The following is an 18,999-nucleotide window of genomic DNA, read 5'->3' on the forward strand; positions in this document are numbered from 1 at the left end:
CGGCGGCATGCGTGTACCGACGGCAGACGGGTTCTGTCAGCTTTCCGCCAGCGCGGCTGGCGGCGAATACGGGGTGGCACATGAATCGAAATCGATGGAGCCGGCGCGCGCTGGCGGCGCTGGTTTGCGTGGGGGCGGTGGCGGGCGCGGCGGGTGCGGCGTCGGCAGCGGACAAGGTGAAGGTGGGGCTGCTGACCACGCTGTCGGGGCCGGGCGCGGCGTTGGGCAACGAGATCCGGGACGGCTTCAATCTGGCGCTGCAGCATACGGGCGGCAAGCTGGGCGGGCTGACGGCGGAAGTGGTGGTGGCCGATGACCAGCAGAAGGCGGATACGGGGCGTCAGGCGGTGGAACGGCTGCTCAAGCGCGACCGGGTGAACGTGATGACGGGCATCGTGTTCTCGAATGTGCTGCTGCCGGTGATGCCGGCGATCCTGCAGTCGGACACGATCTATCTGAGCACGAACACGGGGCCCGAGAATTACGCGGGCGCGGGCTGTAATCCGAATTTCTTCGCGGTGGCCTGGCAGAACGAGGACATCCCGGCGGCGATGGGCAAGTACGCGGCCGACCAGGGCTACAAGCGCGTGGCGCTGATCGCGCCGGACTATCCGGGCGGACGCGAGTCGCTGAACGGGTTCAAGCGGCTGTACAAGGGCGGCGTGGCAGAGGAAATCTATACGCAGCTCGGTCAGCTGGACTATGGCGTGGAGATCACGCAGCTGCGCGCCAGCAAGCCCGATGCGGTGTTCTTCTTTTTGCCGGGCGGCATGGGCGTGAATTTCATCAAGCAGTTCAATGGGGCGGGTCTGTCCAAGGACATCGCGTTGCTGGCGCCGGGCTTTTCGGGTGACGAGGACACGATCGCGGCGGTGGGCGCGCCGATCAAGGGCCTGCGCAACACGGCGCAATGGGCGGCAGAACTCGACAACCCCGCCAACCGCAAGTTCGTCGAGGATTTCAAGAAGACATACAACCGCAGCCCGTCGCTGTATGCATCGCAGGGCTATGACGCGGCAATGCTGCTGGACAGCGCGGTGCGCCAGACGGGCGGCAAGCTGGATGCCGAGTCGCTGCGGCCGGCGCTGCGCCGCGCGGACTTCAAGTCGGTGCGGGGCGATTTCAAGTTCAACCGCAACCAGTATCCGGTGCAGAACTATTACCTGCGCGTGGTCGAGGCGGACGCCAGCGGCAAGCTGTCGAACAAGCTGTCGGGCACGGTGCTGACCCAATACCAGGATCCCTTTGCCGCCGCGTGCCAGATGAAGTAGGCCGCCGGGCATCGCAACACAGGAGATACGCATGACAGAACGCATTTCGACGCGCGAGGTGACGATCGCCTCGCACGATGGCAAGTCCTTTGGCGCCTATCTGGCGGTGCCGGCTTCGGGCCGCGGGCCGGGCCTGGTGTTGTGCCAGGAGATTTTCGGGGTCAACGATTTCATGCGGCGCAGCGCGCAGCTGCTGGCCGAGGAAGGGTATGTGGTGCTGGTGCCGGATCTGTTCTGGCGGCAGCAGCCCGGCATCCAGTTGACGGACGGCCCGGCCGACATGCCGCGCGCGTTCGAGCTGTACAAGGGCTTTGACGTGGATGAGGGCATCAAGGACATCGCGTCGACGCTCGCGGCGCTGCGCGATTTGCCCGAGCAGGAGGGCGGGGCGGGCGTGCTGGGCTATTGCCTGGGCGGCAAGCTGGCCTATCTTGCCGCCTGCCGCACGGACGCGGATGTGGCGGTGGGGTACTACGGCGTGGGCATCGAGGACAGCCTGGAAGAGGCCGCCAATCTGCGTGGCCGTCTGGTGCTGCACATTGCGGAGCAGGACGGCTTCTGTCCGCCCGAGGCGCGCGCGCGCATCCTGGAAGCACTGGGCGGCAAGCCGGGCGTGGAGCTGTACGTGTACCCGGGCGTGGACCACGCGTTTGCGCGCACGGGCGGCGATCACTACGACAAGCCGTCGGCGTTGATGGCGCACCAGCGCAGCATGGCGGCGCTGCAGCGCACGATCGGGCCGGAATTTGATTATTCGTATCTGTGGGACAAGCATTGCGAATATGAATTCGGCACGCGCGACGTGGCCGCAACGATGGCGACGATGGTGGCCGAACCCTACGTGAACCACATTCCGACGATGACAGGCGGCGTGGGCCACAAGGAGCTGTCGCGCTTCTACCAGCATCATTTCGTGAACAGCAACCCGCCGGACACGCGGCTGGTGCCGCTGTCGCGCACGGTGGGCGCCACGCAGATCGTGGATGAACTGCTGTTCTGCTTTACCCACACGACCGAGATCGACTGGATGCTGCCGGGCGTCGCACCCACGGGCAAGTACGTGGAGATCCCGCTGGTGGCCATCGTGAAGTTCCGCGGCGACAAGCTCTATCACGAGCACATCTATTGGGATCAGGCCAGCGTGCTGGTTCAGGTGGGCCTTCTGGACCCCAAGGGCCTGCCGACGGCCGGGCGCGAGACGGCGGCCAAGCTGCTGGACGAGACGCTGCCTTCCAACACGCTGATGGCGCGCTGGAAGGACAGCGAGAACAAGTAGGGAGACGACATGCCTTATACCGACGAACAACTTGCGGCCCTGGTGCGCGGCGACAGCGTGCATCGGGACCTGTACACGGATCCGGCCATCTTCGATCTGGAGATGCAGCGCATCTACGGCCGTGCCTGGATCTACGTGGGCCACGAAAGCCAGGTGCCCAAGACGGGCGACTATCACACCACGCGGCTGGGCGATCAGGACGTGCTGATGGTGCGCGCCGCCGACGGCCGCGTGCATGTGCTGTACAACCGCTGCCCGCACAAGGGCGCGAAGGTGGTGGCCGACGGCGAAGGCTGTGCCGGCAAGTTCTTCCGCTGTCCGTATCACGCCTGGACGTTTAAGCTGGACGGCAGCCATCTGGGCGTGCCGCTCAAGCAGGGCCTGGAAGGCACCTCGTACGACCCGGCGGATCCGTCGTTCTCGATGCGCCGCCTGCCGCGGGTGGAGAGCTACCGCGGCTTCGTGTTCGCCAGCCAGGCGGCCGACGGGCAGGCGCTGGTGGACTTCCTGGGGGGCGTGCGCTCGTCGATCGACAACCTGTGCGACCGTTCGCCCGTGGGCGAAGTGGAAGTGGCAGGCGGCGTCTTCCGCGTGATGCAGCGGTCGAACTGGAAGGTCTTCTACGAGAACCTGCACGACACGATGCACGCGCGGGTCACGCATGAGTCGTCGTATGCGGCGGCGCGCGACGAGGCCAAGGAAATCGGCGAGATGCCGCTGGAACTGCACATCATGGACGGCAACGGCGAGCCCTACGAGTTCTGGGAAAAGCTGGAGCTGCGCGCCTACGACAACGGCCACGGCTACATGGAGGGCATCTTCAATCCGGGCGCGGCCGAGCGCGATCCCGTGTCGCGCGCGCACTTCGAGTCGCTGACCGCCGCCTATGGCGAACAGCGCGCCCGCGAGATCCTGGGCATGAACCGCCACAACACGGTGATCTACGGCAGCGGCTCGCCTCACACGGTGTTCCAGCAGTTCCGCGTGATCCGGCCAGTGGCCGTGGACCGCACGCTGATCGAGATCCAGACGTTCCGCTGCAAGGGCGCGCCGGACGGCGTGTTCAAGCGCGCGATGCTGTATGCCAACGTGATCAATTCGCCGTCGTCCAACGTCATGCCGGACGACATCGAGCTCTACAACCGCTGCCAGGAAGGCAACGCGACGCGGGGCGGCGACTGGGTCAGCATGCACCGCTATCACGGCACCGACCGCGTCGACGCCGACGGCATGGTGTCCGTGAACGGCACCAGCGAATTGCCCATGCGCAACCAGTTCCGCGCATGGAAAGCCTACATGGAGGCTGGCGCAGGCAATGGCGCCGCTGCCGCGGCCAAGGGAGACGGCGCATGCTGCTAGATCTGGATTTCGATGTCGGCACCGCGAACCTTGCGCCCGCCGACGTGCCCGCCGATGCCTATCACCGCATCGCCCAGTTCCTGTACCGCGAGGCGCGGCTGCTGGACGAACGGCGCTATGACGACTGGCAGGCGCTGTGGACCGAAGACGGCATGTACTGGATGCCGCGCAAGCCGGGCCAGGAAAGCCCGTACGACTACATCTCGTTGTTCTGGGAGGACCGCATGCTGCGCGATGTGCGCATCCGGCGCCTGGAACATCCGCGCAACTGGTCCCAGCAGCCGCCCACGCGCACTGTGCGGCTGGTGGGCGGCGTGCAGGTCGAGGGGGTGGATGCCGGCGGCAACCTGGTCGTGCATTCCGTTTTTCAGATGACCGAATGGCGCAAGCGCCAGCCGCGGCAGCTGGCAGGCCGCTACACCCACAAGCTGGCCGCCGAGGGCGATGGCTGGCGCATCCGCATGAAGCGCGTGGACCTCGTCAATTGCGACGATGCGCATGATGCGTTCGAGGTGTTCGTGTGATGAGCGCGGACGTGGCGGTGCTGGCGCTGCACTATCAGAACGATGTGCTGCATCCGGATGGCAAGATCCGCGTCGGGCTGGATGCCGACAGCGGGGCGCGCCAGCGCCTGCTGGACAACGCCGCCGCCTTGCTGGAAGGCGCGCGCTCGCATGCGCTGCCCATCGTGCACGTGCGCATCGCGTTCCGGCCGGACTACGCGGACCTGCTGCCCAACTGCGATATCTTCCGCAACGTGGCCAGGATCGGGGCGGTGCCGGAAGGGCAGTGGGGCAGCGCGTTCTATGACGGGCTGCAGCCGCTGGCGGGCAGCACGCGCGAGTTCGTGGTCAAGCACACGCGCATCAGCGCGTTCTATGGCACGCCGCTGGAGGAAACCCTGCGGCTGCTGGGCACGCGCCGGCTGGTGGTGGCCGGCGTGGCGACGCATTCGGTGGTGGAAGGCACGGTGCGTCATGCCGCCGATATCGGCTTTTCGGTCATGGTGGCCGAAGATGCTTGCGCGTCAGCCGACCCGGCGGTGCACGCGGCGTCGCTGGCCAGCATGCGGCTGATCGCGCAGACGGCGCCGGTGGCCGACGCGGTGCGCTGGGCCGCCGCGCCCAACTGACAAGGAACACACATGGACTTTTCAGGTTTCCCGGGCCTGGCGGGCAAGACCGCCATCGTCACCGGCAGCACCCAGGGGCTGGGCGCGGACATCGCGCGCGGCTTTGCCGCGGCGGGCGCCAACGTCGTGCTGGTCGGCCGCAATGCCGAGGCCGGCGAGGCGCTGGCGCGGGCGCTGGGCGAACGCGCGCTGTTCTGCGAAACCGATATCGGCCAGGATGCGCAGATCCAGGCTTGCATCGATGCCGCGCTGGCGCGCTTTGGCCGGCTCGATTTCCTGGTCAACAATGCCTGCCAGTATGCGGACCGCGGGCTGGCGTCGACCCGCGAGGAGTGGCATCGCACGCTGGATACGAATCTGGTGTCGGCGGCCATCTTCACGCAGATGGCGGCGGCGCATCTGCCGCGCGGCGGCGTGGTGGTGAACCTGGGCAGCACGGGCGGAAAATTCGGTGCGGCCGGGCGGGCGCTGTACCCGGCCTCCAAAGCCGCGCTGCTGCAGATCACCAAGAATTTCGCGGTGGAACTGGCGCCGTCGGGCGTGCGCGTGCTGGCGGTGTCGCCGGCCTGGACGTGGTCCCCGTCGGTGGAACAGTTGTCAGGCGGATCCCGCCAGGCGGCCGATGCCGTGGGCGCGCATTTTCACCCGCTGGGCCGCGTGGGCTCCGGCGAAGAGATCGCCGCGGCGGTGTGTTTTGCGTGTTCGGACGCGGCATCGTGGATGACCGGCGTCGACATTCCGGTGGACGGCGGCTTCTCGGTCCTGGGCCCGGACCGCGGCATCTCGCCGCGCGTGTGGTTCAAGGAACTGATGCCGGACGACGGCGCCTAGCGAATAACGATCTCGCCTTCTTCCAGCCCGGCCTTGCCGCCCACCTGGTCTTCCAGGAACTCCTGCATCTTGTTGCCCAGCTGGATCTTCGTGCCGCTACAGAAGCGGCGCGTGGCGGCGATGGTGGCGTTCTGTTGGGGCAGCAGGTCGCGCGCCAGCTGGGCCTCTTCGGTTTCCAGGCCGGCCAGATCGCCGATGAGCTTGGTGTGCGTGTTGCGCGCGCGCTCGACCACGTCGCCCGTGGCCCGTTGCGGATTGGCCTGCAGGAACATCAGCAGCTGCTCCAGCTTGGCCTTTTCCTCGTTCATCTTCAGGCGCTTGCGGGTCAGCGCCGAACGCTTGATGTCCGCGTGCGGATCCAGGCCTGCCTGCACCAGCGTCGGAATGCCTGCCGGCGAGCCGATGGTGCCGGCGCGCACCGCCAGCAGGGCGCGGGTTTCGCCGCCCGTGATGGCGCTTTGCTGCGTGTTGGGCGGCCCGACATTCACGCTGCCGCCGGCGGCAATGCTGCATTGACGGATCTCGCGCTCGACGTCGATGTCCTGGCCCGCGCTGATGACGGCGTTCTCGATGAATTTGGCGCGCAGTGTGCCGCCGCAGACGATGTGCGCGGTGCGCGCCGCGGCCGTGGCGTCGTGCACGGTTTCGGCCATGCCGATGATGCCGCCCTTGACGGTGACGCTGCCGCCGGCCTCGACCAGCGCGGCCTCGATGGTGCCGTTGACGACCACGTCGCCGGTGACGCGCACTTCCATCGTGGCGGCAATGTCGCCGCGCACTTGCAGGGAGCCTTCGAAGTTGATGTTGCCGGTGGACAGGTTGACGGCGTCCACCTCCACCATCGGATTGACCTGCACGCCATGGGTGATGATTGTCGGCGTGCCGGCGATGGCCGCGCGCAGCAGCAGAGGATTCTCGGGATCGACTTCGACGCCGGACAACTCCTTGGAGAACGGCGTGTCGGGCAGCTCTTCGGGCATCACCGGCTCGCCGAGCACGTTGGTGCCGTCCACGCCGGGCAGCGGCGGAATGCGGCGCATGAGCGGCGTGCCCGGCGACACGAGCAAGAGGCTGCCCAGGTCCCGGTAATCCACCTGGGCCAGTTCGTCGATGTCTTCGGCGCGCGGCTTCAGGCGGTCGAGCAGGCTCTCGAAGCGGGTGGGTGTGCCGCGCGTAGGCGGCGTGCCTTGCGCGGCCAGGATGGTCTCGGCACGCCCAAGCGCCACGGCCTCGGCCAGCGCGCTGTCCAGCACGCCGTGCACGATGCCCTGGTCGGCGAGCGCCTGGCGGACCGCTTCCAGCGTGACGGGCTTGCCGCCCTTGGGCGGGTGCAGCGTCAGGGTTGCCGCCATGCGGGTCGCGTTCAGTTCGATGTCGAAGCTGCCGTCAACCACTTGGCCGACGGGGCTCTGCACGGGTTCGGCGGCCGTGCGGCACAGGTCGATGAAGGCGAGGATGGCGTGGTTGTCGAGCGCCTCGGCGCCCCAACCCTGCGCGGCAGCGGCGGCGACCAGGGCGTCCCAGGTCGGCAGGTCCGGGTTGATGAGCGGGGCGTCGGCGTCATCGGCGAGGGCGACGCTGGTGTCCTGGTCGTCCGGCTGTTCGCCGCCCTCTTGAGAGGTGGGCGCCGCGGCAGGCGCGGGCGCGGCCTCGGAGGGTTCCGGACGGGGTGGCGGCGTGTAGACCGCCGTCAGGACGTTGGTGTCGGCATCCAGCACCAGCTGGAGCATGTTTTCTGCGCCCATTTCACCCTCTCTCCGGTTCCGGCACGAACGGCCGGTTCAATCATTTGGTAATTGAACGAAATATTACGTCATATTCATTGCAAGGACGATCTTTACCGGCCTGAAACACGCAAAATTTATCGTCCGCATGGCCTAGTCATGTCCCCGATTTTCCCTGGGAAACCAGCGGCTTGCCGCGATGTAGATCATCGGCAGGAAAGACAGGACCGGGATGGTGCAAGCAGCATTAGGGCTCGCCAACGCGTCTCAGGACGCCGCCGGAGCCCCGTCCCATGTCCCAACCGCCCACTTCCATTCTTTCGGCCACGCGCGCCATCCTGGCGCGCGCCGGCGGGATGGCGGCGCTGGCGACGGGTGCTCTGGCGCTGGCGGCCGCAGCGCCGGTCCAGGCCGCCGATACCTACCGCTACAAGGACCCGTTCGGGGTATGGCGCACGATGAAAGTGCCCACCGGCACCGGTAAATACTACAAGCGGGCGCAGGCACGGACGGCGGGACGCGCCAGCGTCGAAGCCCTGTGCCTGACCTGTGAGCCCGAGGCGGGCGACGGCGCGCGCCGGGTGACCCGGGCCGCGGCCGAACCGCCCTTGCGCTGGAGCACGGTCAAGCCCACGACCAAGCACGACAACCTGATCGCCCGCGCCGCGCTGGATTCCGGCGTCGACCAGGCGTTGCTGACTGCGGTCATTGCCATCGAATCGGGGTTTCGCAGCGATGCCCGCTCGCCCAAGGGCGCGCTGGGACTGATGCAGTTGATGCCGGCGACGGCCGCGCCGTTGCTGTCGGTGGACGACGTGGAACGCGCGCTGGTGGATCCAGCGACCAACGTGCAGGCCGGATCGCGCCATTTGCGCCGGCTGATCGACCGGTATCCGGGCCGTCTGGATCTGGCGCTGGCCGCGTACAACGCGGGCGAGGGCGCCGTGCGCAAGTACGACGCCGTGCCGCCCTACGCCGAAACCCAGGCTTATGTGAAGAATGTGACGGCCTTGTACGAGCAGTACAAGGCGCCTTGAAGGGAGCGGGCGCCAGGCCCGCTCCGAAGACGTTTACAGCCCCGCGAAAACCTTTTCCGCGATATCCAGCGTGGCCTGGATCACGGCGTCGTCGTGGGTGGCCGACACGAAGCCCGCTTCGAAGGCGGACGGCGCAAAATGCACGCCGTGGTCCAGCATGGCATGGAAGAAGCGGTTGAATGCCGCCGTGTCGCATGCGGAGACCTGCGCGAACGAGGCCGGGATGCTGTCGCTGAAATAGATGCCGAACATGCCGCCCACCGAATCCGCCGAGAACGGCAGGCCGGCCTTGCGCGCGCGTTCTTGCAGGCCCTGCGCCAGCTTGGCGGTCTGGGCCGACAGGTTTTCGTAGAAGCCCGGGGCGCCGATCAGGCGCAGCGTGGCCAGACCCGCGGCCACGGCCACCGGGTTGCCCGACAGCGTGCCGGCCTGGTAGACGCCGCCCAGCGGCGCGATGTGCTTCATGACTTCGGCGCTGCCGCCAAAGGCCCCCACCGGCATGCCGCCGCCGATCACCTTGGCCAGCGTGGTGATGTCGGGCTTGACGCCGGTCAGGCCCTGCACTCCTTGCGGTCCGACGCGAAAGCCCGTCATGACTTCGTCGAAGATCAACAGCGCGCCGTGCTGCGAGCAGACTTCGCGCAGACCTTCCAGGAAGCCGGGCGCCGGCTTGATGAGGTTCATGTTTCCGGCGACCGGCTCCACGATGATGCAGGCGATGTCGGCGCCGTGCTGCGCGAAGGCTTCGCGCACGGCATCCAGGTTGTTGTATTCCAGGGTCAGCGTGTGCGAGACGAACTCAGGCGGCACGCCGGCCGAGCTGGGATTGCCGAAGGTCAGCAGCCCCGATCCTGCCTTGACCAGCAGGCTGTCCGAATGGCCGTGATAGCAGCCTTCGAACTTGACGATCTTGGCGCGGCCGGTGGCGCCCCGTGCCAGACGGATGGCCGTCATGGTGGCTTCGGTGCCCGAGCTGACCAGGCGCACCTGTTCCAGCGACGGCAGGCGCGAGATCAGCACTTCGGCCAGTTCGATTTCCGCTTCGGTCGGCGCGCCGAACGACAGGCCGTTGACGGCGGCTTCCTGTACAGCGCGCACCACTTCCGGGTGCGAGTGGCCCAGGATGGCCGGGCCCCAGGAGCCCACGTAATCGATGTACTGCTTGTCTTCCGCGTCCCACACGTACGGACCCTGCGCGCGCTTGATGAAGCGCGGCGTGCCGCCCACGGAGCGGAAGGCGCGCACCGGCGAATTGACGCCGCCGGGGATGCTGCGGCAGGCGCGGTCGAAAAGCTGAGCGTTACTGGACATGGGTATCAAGACTTGCGGTTGAAGTTGGCGGAATAGGGCGCCGAGCAGGCCACGGCCGCGGCCCGGATGCTGGGCGCCTCGAACAGGCTCGTGATGACGGCGATGGTGTCAGCGCCGGCCTGCGCCACGAGCGGGGCGTTGGCGGGGGTGATGCCGCCGATGGCCACCACCGCGGGACGGGGCGCATCGCGCTCATCGGCCAGGCGGCGGGCCTCGGTCAGGACGGACAGCGGCGCGCGCACCGTGTCGGGTTTGACCATGGAGGCGAACATGGCGCCGAAGGCGATGTAGTCGGCGCCGGCGTCGAGCAATTCACGTGCCCGCGTCAGGTCATCGTAGCTGGAGCCACCCAGGATCAGGTCGGGGCCGGCCTCGCGGCGGATGTGCACCAGGCTTTCGTCGTCGCGGCCCACGTGGGCGCCGTCGGCGCCGACATCCAGCGCAAGCCGCCAGTCGTCATTGATGAGGAACACCACGCCCAGTTCACGGCACAGCGGCGCCAGGGCGCGGGCCTGCGCCGCGCGCACCGCGTCCGGCACGTTCTTGCGGCGCAACTGCAGCGAGCGCATGCCGCCTGCGGCCGCATCGCGCACGGCCTGCAACAGGCGGTCGGTGTCGTCCCATTCAGGCGTCACGCCATACAGGCCGGTGGGGAAGCGCAAGGATTTCATTGGGGCAGGATCCGGTTGGGAATGCGCCGGCCCATGCCCGGCAGGAAGCTGGCGGCCACGGCCGCGTCCGCGTGGACCAGACCCTGGCGCACGGCCTCGGGCATTTCCAGGCCCTGCGCCAGCATGGCGGTGATGGCGGTGGCAGCCACGCCGCCGGCGTCGCCGTTGCGGTCGGGCGGCGCCTGCCAGGGCCAGGTGTGCGTCTGGCCGCCGGGGCCGAGCAGCACGTTGGCGAAGTGACCGGGACGCTGGGGGCTGCCCAGCACCAGGACCCACGCCGCGCCGGCCGCCACCAGGGCGTGCATGGGCGTGGGTGCGTCCCCGATATCGATATCGCCGTCGGCGTGCCACTGCGCAAGGCGCAGGTGTTCAATGACCAGCAGGTCCGTCTGCGGCAGCACCAGTTCCAGCGTCGCGGCCAGGAGGTCGTCGGCTTCGTCCTCGTCGGCGGCGCTTGCGGGCACCTGCGCGCGCTGGCCCAGGTGCAGAACGAGCGGCACCTGGCTATAGTCGGCGGCAACCTGCGCCGCCACGCTGGCCGTTTCCGCGGTGTATAGTCCGCCCACCTTGATGGCCTGCACCGGCATGTCTTCGAGCAGGCAACGCGCCTGGTCGTCCAGCAGGTCGGGCGAAACGGGGTGGATTTCTTCGATGCCGGCGGTGTCCTGCACGGTCAGCGCGGTCACGGCCGCCAGGCCATGACAGCCCAGGCGGGCGCAGGTGACGGCGTCCGCGGGCAACCCGTCCGAGCCGGAGGGATCGAACGGGCCGAAGACCAAAACGAGAGGGGGAGTTACGGAGGCCACGTGACAACGCTTGATTGAGGGCGCCCCGGCTCATTTGGCATGAATCAGGGGAACCCCTATTGGGTTTCGGTAAGATTGTCCCCATTCTAATGGAAGCCCCTCACCTTTGCCCCACCGCGGGGATGCCGGGTGGGGAATTGATGTAAGAGAGAACTATGCGTACTTGGATGTGTTTGATTTGCGGCTGGGTCTATGACGAAGAGGCCGGCCTGCCCGACGAAGGCATCGCTCCCGGCACCCGCTGGGAAGACGTGCCGCCCAACTGGGTCTGTCCCGAATGCGGCGCCCGCAAAGAAGACTTCGAACTGATGGAAATCTGAAGCCGTCACGCCCACATATTCCGCCAAGGCTCGTAAGATGGGGCATACCCCATCCCTAGTAACCGCCGCAGGGCCGCCAGGCATGATGTTTGCGTCTGCGCAGTCACTCCGAACGGTTTTCACAGACTACCCATGAAGGGGTTGCCATGACGGAAAAACATACCGAAAGCGCTGCGGCGCAGGCGGCCAATTTCGCCAACCAGTTCCTGATCGCCATGCCGGGCATGGTCGAGGGCAGCTTGGCGGGTTCCGTCATCTACGTGTGCGAACACACGGACCGCGGCGCGCTGGGGCTGGTCATCAACCGCCCCACCGACCTGACGCTGGGCACGCTGTTCGAGCGCATCGACCTGACGCTCGAGATCGGACCGGTCAAGGACACGTTCGTCTTTTTTGGCGGACCGGTCCAGACCGATCGCGGCTTCGTGCTGCACGCGCCGGCCGGCGATTACAGTTCCAGCATCAAGCTGGGCGACATGGCGCTGACTACGTCGCGCGACGTGCTGCAGGCCGTGGCCGACGGCAACGGCCCCGCGCGCATGCTTGTGACGCTGGGCTACGCCGGTTGGGGCGCGGGCCAGCTGGAAAGCGAGATGGGCCAGAATGCCTGGTTGAGCGTGGGCGCGGACGCGCACATCATCTTCGACGTGCCGCCCGAGGAACGCTATCCCGCCGCGCTCAAGCTGCTGGGCATCGATCCCGTGATGCTGGCCGGCGACGCTGGACATGCCTGAAGAAACCCTGCTTGCCTTCGATTTCGGCGAAAAGAAGATCGGCATTGCCATCGGCAATACGTTGACGCGCCAGGCGCGTCCGCTTGAAATCATTTTCAGCGAGGTCCGCGACGCGCGCTTTGGCCGCATCGCGGCGCTTTTGCAGGAATGGCAGCCGCACCGCGTTGTCGTCGGACTGGCGCTGGACGCCGAGGGCGGCGAGCAACCTGCCACGGCGCGCTGCCGCCGCTTTGCCAACCAGTTGCACGGCCGCTTCGGCGTCGCCGTCGAACTGGTCGACGAACGCGGTTCCAGCATGGAGGCTCAGCGCCTGCTCGGCACGCATGCCGCGGACGACGCAATGGCCGCGGCTGTTATCCTGCAACGCTACCTTGATGCCTTGCCCGCGGCCTGACGGCCGCGGCTTGTCTTGCCCATGCTCAATCCGCAACTCGATCGCCGCGGCGAACTCGCGCATCTGCTGACCACGGAAGGGTTGCCCCGCCGTCACGTCGTGCGGCTGCTCGAGATGGCGCGCGGACACGCGGCCGCCGGCGATGCGCCGCCATCGGCCGCGCCGGAAATGCCGGTGTTTCTTTGCCTGCCCGACACGGATGCCGCCGACCGCGAAGCCTACGCCGTGGCCGCGGCCAGCCTGTCCATGCTGCCGGTGCCGCTGGACGCGCAAGCCGGGCAGGCGCTGGCCGAAACCGTGGCGGGCCTTGCGCCGGGCGTGCTGGTTCTGCGTCATCCCCAAAGCGGCGCGGCGCATTGCGCTGCAGCCCATGCCGAGCCGGGCCTGCGCGTCCTGAACGCGGGCGACGGCCGGCATGCCGATCCCGTGCCGGCGCTGGCGCTGATGCAGGCCATCGGCGATGCCAAGCCCGATCTCACGAGCCTTGTCGTCACGCTGGTCGGCGACATCCGCCATTCGCGCGTGGCGCGTTCGATCATCCATCTTCTGACGACGCTGGGCGTGCCCGAGGTACGTGCCGCCGCGCCGCGCACGCTGCTGCCCGACGGTCTTGCGCAACTGGGCGTGCGCGCCTGCGCGACCCTTTTCGAAGGCCTGAGCGACGCCGACGTGGTGATCGTGTTTCCCTTGAATGTCGAAGACCTCAGCGGCGCGCAGCTTCCGTCGGCGCGCGAGTACGCCCATACGCATGGCCTGACGGCCGCGGCGATGGCGGCCGCCAAGCCGGACGTGCTGCTGTTGCCTGCCGGCGGGCTGGTGCCTGGTGTGGAGGTTGACGGCGACATCGCCGCCGGCCTTGAGCCCACCGAGGCGGGTGTCGCGGCGCTTGAACAACCGCTGCGCACGGCGGTGTTGCGCGTGCTGGCCGGAGCGGCGCCATGAGACTGCACATCGCCAATGGCCGGTTGATCGACCCCGCAAATGGCGTGGACGGTCAGCACGATCTCTACATCGCATCGGGCCGCATCATTGCCGTCGGCGCGGCGCCGGACGGATTCCAGGCCGATCGCCGCATCGATGCCAGCGGTCTGGCGGTGCTGCCGGGCCTGATCGACCTGTCCGCGCGCGTCGCGCAGGCGGGCCACACCGGATTCGCGCCCGCCGAGTTGCGCGCGGCGCTGGCCGGTGGCGTGACACGCCTGGTGCTGCCGCCGGACGCGGAAAGCCCGCTGGATGAGCCCACGAAGGTCGAGGCGCTGATGCGTCACGCGCAGGCTGGGCAGTGCACCGTCCACCCGCTGGGCGCGATGACCGTGGGTCTGGCGGGCGAAACGTTGACGGAAATGGCGCTGCTGGCGCGCGCGGGCTGCATCGCCTTTTCGCAAGGCGAGTCCATCATGGCCGACACGCGCGTGCTGTGGGGAGCGATGCGATACGCAAGCGGACTGGGCCAGACGTTGTGGTTGCGAGCGCAGGATCCGTGGCTGGCGCGCGGCACATCGGTGGCAAGCGGTCCTTACGCGGAGCGTCTGGGCCTGGAAGGGATGCCCGCCCAGGCGGAAACCGTGGCGCTGCACACGATCTTCGAATTGCAGCGCGCAACGGGCGCGCGGATTCACCTGGCGCGCCTGTCGAGCGCCGCCGGTATCGACCTGCTGCGCAAGGCCCGCCGCGAAGGCTTGCCGGTCACGGCAGACGTGTCGGTGAACAGCCTGCTGCTGACCGACGTGGACATCGGCTTCTTCGACACGAATCACCATCTGACGCCGCCGCTGCGGGGCCAGCGCGACCGCGACGCGATCCAGTCGGCGCTGGCTGACGGCGTGATCGACGCGCTGTGCTCGGATCACACGCCGGTTGACGCCCGGGGCAAGGCAGAACCGTTCGCGGCGTCCACGCCGGGCGCGACGGGGCTCGAACTGCTCTTGTCGCTGGCATTGAAATGGGCGCGCGACAGCCGCCGTCCCATCGGCGACGCCCTGGCGCGCGTGACGTCCGGCCCGGCCGCGGTACTCGCCGCCGTCGCGCCGCAGCTCGGCCCGTGCGGCCATCTGGGCGTGGATGCGCCGGCGGACCTGTGTCTGGCGGACCTGGACGCGGAATGGATGGTGATGCCCGCGGCGCTGCAAAGCCGCGGCGTCCATACACCTTTCGCAGGTATGATGCTGCCCGGTCGAGTACGAGCCACCATGGTTGGTGGCCAACCGGCCTGGGAGACTCCAGTTTGAAGCTGCTGCGCTTTGTCCTACGGCTGAGCCTTGTCCTGCCCCTGATCATTTTCGGCCTGCTTTGCGTGGGCCTGGTCTTCCCCCTGATGCGCCCCGCCGCCCGCGCGCGGCTGAACCGCCGCTGGTCGCGCTGGCTGATGGCAGCCTGTGGCCTGCAGGTGATCCTTAAAGGCGAGCCGCGCCTGGAAGGCCCGGTGCTGCTGGTGGCGAACCACGTGTCCTGGATCGACATCTTCGTACTGAACTCGGCGCGAGCGACGTCATTCGTGGCCAAGAGCGAGATCCGCTCCTGGCCGGTGATCGGCTGGCTGGTCGCCGGCGCCGGCACGCTCTTCATCGAACGCGGCCAACGCCACGCGGTCCACGCGATGGGCGAGTCGATGCAGGACCGCTTCAAACAGGGCGACGCGGTCGGCCTGTTTCCCGAAGGCACCACGAGCGAAGGCTTCGAACTGCTCCCTTTCCACGCCAGCCTGTTCGAACCGGCTCGAGCAGCCGCGGTGGAAATCCAACCCGTGGCGCTGCGCTTCATGCAGCACGGCAAACGCAGCGGCTACGCGGCCTTCGTGGGCGAGGAGTCGCTGGTGGCCAACCTCTGGCGCGTGCTGGGGGTTACAGGATTGGCAGTCGAAGTGGTTTTCCTGCCCCCGCTGGCGGCGCGGCATCCGGATGGGTCGCTGCCGACGCGATTGGAACTGTCGCATCAGGCTAGAGAGGCGATTTTGCGGGTGCTTTGAGGGTTATTTCGGGTTTATGGAGTTTGCGTCGGGCTGCGGGTATAGGGGTTCTTGGGGCGTCCGGCACGGTGGCGGCCCGGGGCGCGCGGGGCCACGATTGCGGTCCGGAGCCTTCGCTCCGGACTGCCCCGTCGTCATCTTCGTCCGCCTTCGGCTCCCTTCAGATTCCCTCGGGCTTATCGACGCCCCGCGCACCCCGGGCCGCCACCGCACCGGACTCGAGCAATAGAAATCTGACGGCCGGCGGGGTGGTCGGCGTGCTTGGCGTTTTAGCGCAGAGTATCTCGGGCTAGAAGCATCTTGCGGTGCCCGTCCCCGTTCGGCCGCGCGGGCGGCCTCCGGAGACTTACGCGGCGTCTTGCGGCGTGGTGATGACGCTTCGCGCGTAGGTACGTGCGTCTCACCAGGTGTCGGACACCCGTATAGATGGCCTTCAAGCTTGAAGGAGCGCTTCAGGGGTGTCGGACACCTTTGCGAGAGTGGTCAGCACCCGCGCGAGACACCTTTGCGACAGAGATCAGCGCCGCGCGATAACGGCACCAGTCGCCGCTAATCGTCACTTGAACTCAAGTGCCCGATGGGCGGCGCGAACAGATCGGCAAGCTGTGGCAACCCGTCGCCGCGCCGCCCATCACCGCCCACCCCCCATCGTGACGGCGGCCATTAGCAAACCAATCACCGCCAGCGCGAAGCGCACCCCCTCACGACGTCCCACCGACCCGATGCCGATTGCCGCCGCCCGGGCGGCAGCAATTCGGCGGCCCCGCAAATTCCCTTCCCTGAACACAGGTCTTGTAGCGCCCCAAACCAAAGACCCTGGCAGCACGGCGTCGCGGTCACCGTGGGTGCGAGCGCCGTCGATGCGCCCGAGGGAATCTGAAGGGAGCCGAAGGCGGACGAAGATGACGACGGGGCAGTCCGGAGCGAAGGCTCCGGACCGCAATCGTGGGCGATCGTGCCCACGGTGACCGCGGCGTCGGGCGACCTACGAAGACGGTACGCGACCGACGAAGATCCGCCGTGTCGTGTGACCGACGAAGACGGTACGCGACCTACGAAGATCCAACCGGGAACGGCCTAAGAAGAACAGAAGAACAGAAGAACAGAAGAACCCCGCCAAAACACCCGCCAGCCCTCACTCCGCCATCGGATCCTGAAACTGAGAACACTTAACCTGCACGACCTTCCGATCCTGCAATCGCAAAGCCGTCAACGACCCGCCCCACACGCATCCGGTGTCCAGGCAAATCACATCCGGCCGTTGCAACAACCCCAGCGTCGACCAATGCCCGAACACCGTCGTCACGTTACGGGTCGCCCGGTTAGGCACATCGAACCAAGGCACCAACCCGGGCGGCCAAGCCCCCGGCGTCACCTTCGTCGCGAACTCCATGTGTCCGTTGGGCGTGCACAGGCGGATCCGCGTCAGCGCGTTGATGATCACCCGCATCCGTTTGCCGCCCTTGTGGTCTTCCTTCCAGGTGGCCGGCTCGTTGCCGTACATCTTTTGAAGCGCCTTCTGCCAGTTGGGGCCGCGCAGCGCGTCCTGGACTTCGCCAGCCAGGGCCAGCGTCTTGGCGACGTCCCACTTGGCCAGCGTGCCTGCGTGGACCAGCAGGTGGTTCTGTTCGAAGTGCGCCAACGGGCGGGAGCGCAGCCAGTTGAGCAGGTCCGTGGCGTCCGGTGCGCGCAGGATGGATTCCAGCGTGTCGGACTTGGACGGCTTGCGTACGCCCGCGGCCGCGGCCAGGAGGTGCAGGTCGTGGTTGCCCAGGACCACCGTGGCGCGGTCGCCCAGGTCGATGATGCGGCGCAAGGTTTCGAGCGACTGCGGGCCACGGTTGACCAGGTCGCCAGCGAACCAGAAGCGCGACTTGGGGTCGCCGACGAGTTCGGGGTGGGACAGCAAGCGATCCAGCGGCGAGCAGCACCCCTGCACGTCGCCGATCATCCAGATACTGCCGTTCATGCGGGACTCTTGCTCCAAGGCCAACGTTGCTGGATGAGACGGGTAATGGTGTGGCGGTATTCCATGTAGCTCATGGCGCCCAGCGCCAGCGCCATGGCGCCCAGATTCGGGCCCAGGGCGGTAAGCCAGGGCGGCCACTTGCCCAGCATACCCACGTTCAGCGCAAGCTGGTTCAGCATGAAGAAGGCCACGCCCAGCAGGATGCCCACGAACACCTTGGCGCCGACGCCGCCGCGGCGGGTCTGCATGAGGCCGATGGGCGCGGCGATGGTGATCATCACGATCAGGGTGAAGGGGTAGGCCAGTTTGCGCCACAGGGCGACGACCTGGCGGCCGTATTGAAGCTGGTTGTCCCGCAGGTATTCCACGTAGTCGAGGAGCGTGACGATCGACATGCGTTCGGGGGTCAGCACGCGGGCCAGCAGGCGTTCGGCGCTGAGGGTGGTGTCGATGGAGCGTTCGGGCAGCTTGACGACGGTGGCGGGCGGATTCTTGGGCGGCCGGGCGTTGGCCAGCGCCTCGGCGGCCTCGGCGTCCAGGCGCGTCTCGGAGACGTCCTTGAGCACCAGGTCGCCCCGCGTGAACGTGCCCGTGGGGGCGGTGGACAGCGCCGTCATCGTCAGGTCTTTCTTGAATTCGTAGAGCGTGACGCCCGCCACCTGGCCGTCGCCCTTCAGTTCGGCGATGTTGATGATGCGGGTGCCGCCGTTGGCGGTGGGTTCCTTGAACCAGTAGCCGCTCTTCAAGCGATCGCCGCCGGCCTTGCCGCGGAACATCAGGTTGGCCTCGCCGGTCTTGACCTCGGCCCAGGGCGTCACGTATTCGGACAGCAGGCCCGCGCCGATCATCAGCGGGATGGTGACGATCCAGAGCATCCGCAGAAGCCGCATGCCGCTGACGCCGGAAACCCGCAGGATGACGAGTTCGTTGCGCTGGGCCAAGCCCGCCAGCGCCAGGATGGCGCCGATCAGGAGCCCGATGGGCAGAAGATCATAGAGACGGGTGGGGATCGCCAGCGCCTGCATGTACAGCAGGGCCATCATGGAGAACTTGTCGCCCACGTTGTCCAGGTCGTCCACCAAAGCGAAGAACGTGAAGAGGCCCAGCAGGGCCAGAAGGACCACTGCGCAAGAGCGATAGACCTCGCGGGCCAGGTAGCGACGTGCAGTACGCATGGAGGAAAAAGGAATGGAGCGCGT

The 18,999-nt window shown here is 67.5% G+C and carries 19 protein-coding genes; 13 read left to right on the forward strand and 6 right to left on the reverse strand.

Going from position 1 to position 18,999, the window contains the following annotated elements; genetic code table 11:
• Window positions 1-80 precede the first annotated feature (80 nt).
• From QEP15_RS02495 to QEP15_RS02520, 6 genes are read left to right on the forward strand one after another with little or no spacing between them, the layout of a single operon-like run.
• Window positions 81-1,271 (forward strand): ABC transporter substrate-binding protein, encoded by a 1,191-nt coding sequence (locus tag QEP15_RS02495; RefSeq protein WP_152383311.1) that lies wholly within the window; start codon window positions 81-83, stop codon window positions 1,269-1,271.
• Between the two features lie 31 nt (window positions 1,272-1,302).
• Window positions 1,303-2,547: a dienelactone hydrolase family protein gene (locus QEP15_RS02500; RefSeq protein WP_056327439.1), complete on the forward strand. Its 1,245-nt coding sequence runs from the start codon at window positions 1,303-1,305 to the stop codon at window positions 2,545-2,547.
• Window positions 2,548-2,556: 9 nt separating this feature from the next.
• The gene (locus tag QEP15_RS02505; RefSeq protein WP_217619065.1) at window positions 2,557-3,906 is read left to right on the forward strand and encodes an aromatic ring-hydroxylating dioxygenase subunit alpha; all 1,350 of its coding nucleotides are present in this window, start codon (window positions 2,557-2,559) and stop codon (window positions 3,904-3,906) included.
• The gene (locus QEP15_RS02510; RefSeq protein WP_128829871.1) at window positions 3,897-4,430 is read left to right on the forward strand and encodes an aromatic-ring-hydroxylating dioxygenase subunit beta; all 534 of its coding nucleotides are present in this window, start codon (window positions 3,897-3,899) and stop codon (window positions 4,428-4,430) included. Before QEP15_RS02505 ends, QEP15_RS02510 begins: the two co-directional genes overlap by 10 nt.
• A complete protein-coding gene (locus QEP15_RS02515; RefSeq protein ID WP_217619066.1) occupies window positions 4,430-5,038 on the forward strand; it encodes a cysteine hydrolase family protein in 609 nt (202 codons plus the stop codon). The genes QEP15_RS02510 and QEP15_RS02515 overlap by 1 nt, the downstream gene beginning before the upstream one ends.
• A 12-nt stretch (window positions 5,039-5,050) precedes the next feature.
• Window positions 5,051-5,869, forward strand: a complete 819-nt coding sequence (locus QEP15_RS02520; protein WP_152383314.1) for an SDR family oxidoreductase — start codon at window positions 5,051-5,053, stop codon at window positions 5,867-5,869.
• Here QEP15_RS02520 and QEP15_RS02525 read toward each other — a convergent pair.
• The gene (locus tag QEP15_RS02525) at window positions 5,866-7,614 is read right to left on the reverse strand and encodes a flagellar assembly protein A (RefSeq protein ID WP_217619067.1); all 1,749 of its coding nucleotides are present in this window, start codon (window positions 7,612-7,614) and stop codon (window positions 5,866-5,868) included. The two genes, QEP15_RS02520 and QEP15_RS02525, sit on opposite strands and share 4 nt — an antisense overlap.
• A gap of 272 nt (window positions 7,615-7,886) precedes the next feature.
• Between QEP15_RS02525 and QEP15_RS02530 the strand changes: the two genes are divergently transcribed.
• Entirely contained in the window at window positions 7,887-8,630 is a 744-nt protein-coding gene (locus QEP15_RS02530) for a lytic transglycosylase domain-containing protein (protein ID WP_152383315.1), read from the forward strand.
• 33 nt (window positions 8,631-8,663) lie between these two features.
• Here QEP15_RS02530 and hemL read toward each other — a convergent pair whose 3' ends face one another.
• The 3 genes from hemL to QEP15_RS02545 are packed head-to-tail and all read right to left on the reverse strand — an operon-like array spanning window position 8,664 to window position 11,418.
• Window positions 8,664-9,941: a glutamate-1-semialdehyde 2,1-aminomutase gene (gene hemL, locus QEP15_RS02535; protein WP_056327425.1), complete on the reverse strand. Its 1,278-nt coding sequence runs from the start codon at window positions 9,939-9,941 to the stop codon at window positions 8,664-8,666.
• 5 nt (window positions 9,942-9,946) lie between these two features.
• A complete protein-coding gene (gene thiE, locus QEP15_RS02540; protein ID WP_217619068.1) occupies window positions 9,947-10,612 on the reverse strand; it encodes a thiamine phosphate synthase in 666 nt (221 codons plus the stop codon).
• A complete protein-coding gene (locus QEP15_RS02545) occupies window positions 10,609-11,418 on the reverse strand; it encodes a hydroxymethylpyrimidine/phosphomethylpyrimidine kinase (protein WP_174245394.1) in 810 nt (269 codons plus the stop codon). The genes thiE and QEP15_RS02545 overlap by 4 nt, the downstream gene beginning before the upstream one ends.
• Before the next feature lie 155 nt (window positions 11,419-11,573).
• On the opposite strand from QEP15_RS02545, the gene QEP15_RS02550 reads away from it, so the two are divergent.
• The 6 genes from QEP15_RS02550 (at window position 11,574) to QEP15_RS02575 (ending at window position 15,831) form a co-directional block, all read left to right on the forward strand.
• A complete protein-coding gene (locus QEP15_RS02550; protein WP_003814980.1) occupies window positions 11,574-11,738 on the forward strand; it encodes a rubredoxin in 165 nt (54 codons plus the stop codon).
• Window positions 11,739-11,884: 146 nt separating this feature from the next.
• A complete protein-coding gene (locus QEP15_RS02555; RefSeq protein ID WP_056327419.1) occupies window positions 11,885-12,472 on the forward strand; it encodes a YqgE/AlgH family protein in 588 nt (195 codons plus the stop codon).
• Window positions 12,465-12,866, forward strand: a complete 402-nt coding sequence (gene ruvX / locus QEP15_RS02560; RefSeq protein ID WP_076518713.1) for a Holliday junction resolvase RuvX — start codon at window positions 12,465-12,467, stop codon at window positions 12,864-12,866. The genes QEP15_RS02555 and ruvX overlap by 8 nt, the downstream gene beginning before the upstream one ends.
• Before the next feature lie 21 nt (window positions 12,867-12,887).
• Window positions 12,888-13,808: an aspartate carbamoyltransferase gene (locus QEP15_RS02565; RefSeq protein WP_217619069.1), complete on the forward strand. Its 921-nt coding sequence runs from the start codon at window positions 12,888-12,890 to the stop codon at window positions 13,806-13,808.
• Window positions 13,805-15,094: a dihydroorotase gene (locus QEP15_RS02570; protein ID WP_217619070.1), complete on the forward strand. Its 1,290-nt coding sequence runs from the start codon at window positions 13,805-13,807 to the stop codon at window positions 15,092-15,094. Before QEP15_RS02565 ends, QEP15_RS02570 begins: the two co-directional genes overlap by 4 nt.
• On the forward strand, window positions 15,091-15,831 hold the full coding sequence (locus QEP15_RS02575; RefSeq protein WP_056327411.1) for a lysophospholipid acyltransferase family protein: 741 nt from the start codon (window positions 15,091-15,093) through the stop codon (window positions 15,829-15,831). The genes QEP15_RS02570 and QEP15_RS02575 overlap by 4 nt, the downstream gene beginning before the upstream one ends.
• Window positions 15,832-16,966: 1,135 nt before the next feature.
• On the opposite strand, the gene QEP15_RS02580 is transcribed toward QEP15_RS02575, so the two are convergent.
• Both QEP15_RS02580 and lptG read right to left on the reverse strand, forming a co-directional pair.
• Window positions 16,967-17,800 (reverse strand): symmetrical bis(5'-nucleosyl)-tetraphosphatase, encoded by an 834-nt coding sequence (locus QEP15_RS02580; protein ID WP_062841565.1) that lies wholly within the window; start codon window positions 17,798-17,800, stop codon window positions 16,967-16,969.
• On the reverse strand, window positions 17,797-18,975 hold the full coding sequence (gene lptG / locus QEP15_RS02585) for an LPS export ABC transporter permease LptG (protein WP_180100372.1): 1,179 nt from the start codon (window positions 18,973-18,975) through the stop codon (window positions 17,797-17,799). The genes QEP15_RS02580 and lptG overlap by 4 nt, the downstream gene beginning before the upstream one ends.
• Window positions 18,976-18,999 lie beyond the last annotated feature (24 nt).

The organism is Achromobacter mucicolens (genome assembly GCF_029866465.1).
Taxonomy (GTDB): Bacteria; Pseudomonadota; Gammaproteobacteria; order Burkholderiales; family Burkholderiaceae_B; genus Achromobacter; species Achromobacter mucicolens.

What these genes read in the sequence shown, in the direction of transcription:
- QEP15_RS02555 (WP_056327419.1), top strand. Translation starts at nt 11,885, where the DNA reads ATGACGGAAAAACATACCGAAAGCGCTGCGGCGCAGGCGGCCAATTTC.
- QEP15_RS02550 (WP_003814980.1), top strand. Translation starts at nt 11,574, where the DNA reads ATGCGTACTTGGATGTGTTTGATTTGCGGCTGGGTCTATGACGAAGAG.
- QEP15_RS02565 (WP_217619069.1), top strand. Translation starts at nt 12,888, where the DNA reads ATGCTCAATCCGCAACTCGATCGCCGCGGCGAACTCGCGCATCTGCTG.
- QEP15_RS02520 (WP_152383314.1), top strand. Translation starts at nt 5,051, where the DNA reads ATGGACTTTTCAGGTTTCCCGGGCCTGGCGGGCAAGACCGCCATCGTC.
- ruvX (WP_076518713.1), top strand. Translation starts at nt 12,465, where the DNA reads ATGCCTGAAGAAACCCTGCTTGCCTTCGATTTCGGCGAAAAGAAGATC.
- QEP15_RS02510 (WP_128829871.1), top strand. Translation starts at nt 3,897, where the DNA reads ATGCTGCTAGATCTGGATTTCGATGTCGGCACCGCGAACCTTGCGCCC.
- QEP15_RS02500 (WP_056327439.1), top strand. Translation starts at nt 1,303, where the DNA reads ATGACAGAACGCATTTCGACGCGCGAGGTGACGATCGCCTCGCACGAT.
- QEP15_RS02530 (WP_152383315.1), top strand. Translation starts at nt 7,887, where the DNA reads ATGTCCCAACCGCCCACTTCCATTCTTTCGGCCACGCGCGCCATCCTG.
- lptG (WP_180100372.1), bottom strand. Translation starts at nt 18,975, where the DNA reads ATGCGTACTGCACGTCGCTACCTGGCCCGCGAGGTCTATCGCTCTTGC.
- QEP15_RS02505 (WP_217619065.1), top strand. Translation starts at nt 2,557, where the DNA reads ATGCCTTATACCGACGAACAACTTGCGGCCCTGGTGCGCGGCGACAGC.
- thiE (WP_217619068.1), bottom strand. Translation starts at nt 10,612, where the DNA reads ATGAAATCCTTGCGCTTCCCCACCGGCCTGTATGGCGTGACGCCTGAA.
- QEP15_RS02580 (WP_062841565.1), bottom strand. Translation starts at nt 17,800, where the DNA reads ATGAACGGCAGTATCTGGATGATCGGCGACGTGCAGGGGTGCTGCTCG.
- QEP15_RS02515 (WP_217619066.1), top strand. Translation starts at nt 4,430, where the DNA reads ATGAGCGCGGACGTGGCGGTGCTGGCGCTGCACTATCAGAACGATGTG.
- QEP15_RS02495 (WP_152383311.1), top strand. Translation starts at nt 81, where the DNA reads ATGAATCGAAATCGATGGAGCCGGCGCGCGCTGGCGGCGCTGGTTTGC.
- QEP15_RS02570 (WP_217619070.1), top strand. Translation starts at nt 13,805, where the DNA reads ATGAGACTGCACATCGCCAATGGCCGGTTGATCGACCCCGCAAATGGC.
- QEP15_RS02525 (WP_217619067.1), bottom strand. Translation starts at nt 7,614, where the DNA reads ATGGGCGCAGAAAACATGCTCCAGCTGGTGCTGGATGCCGACACCAAC.
- hemL (WP_056327425.1), bottom strand. Translation starts at nt 9,941, where the DNA reads ATGTCCAGTAACGCTCAGCTTTTCGACCGCGCCTGCCGCAGCATCCCC.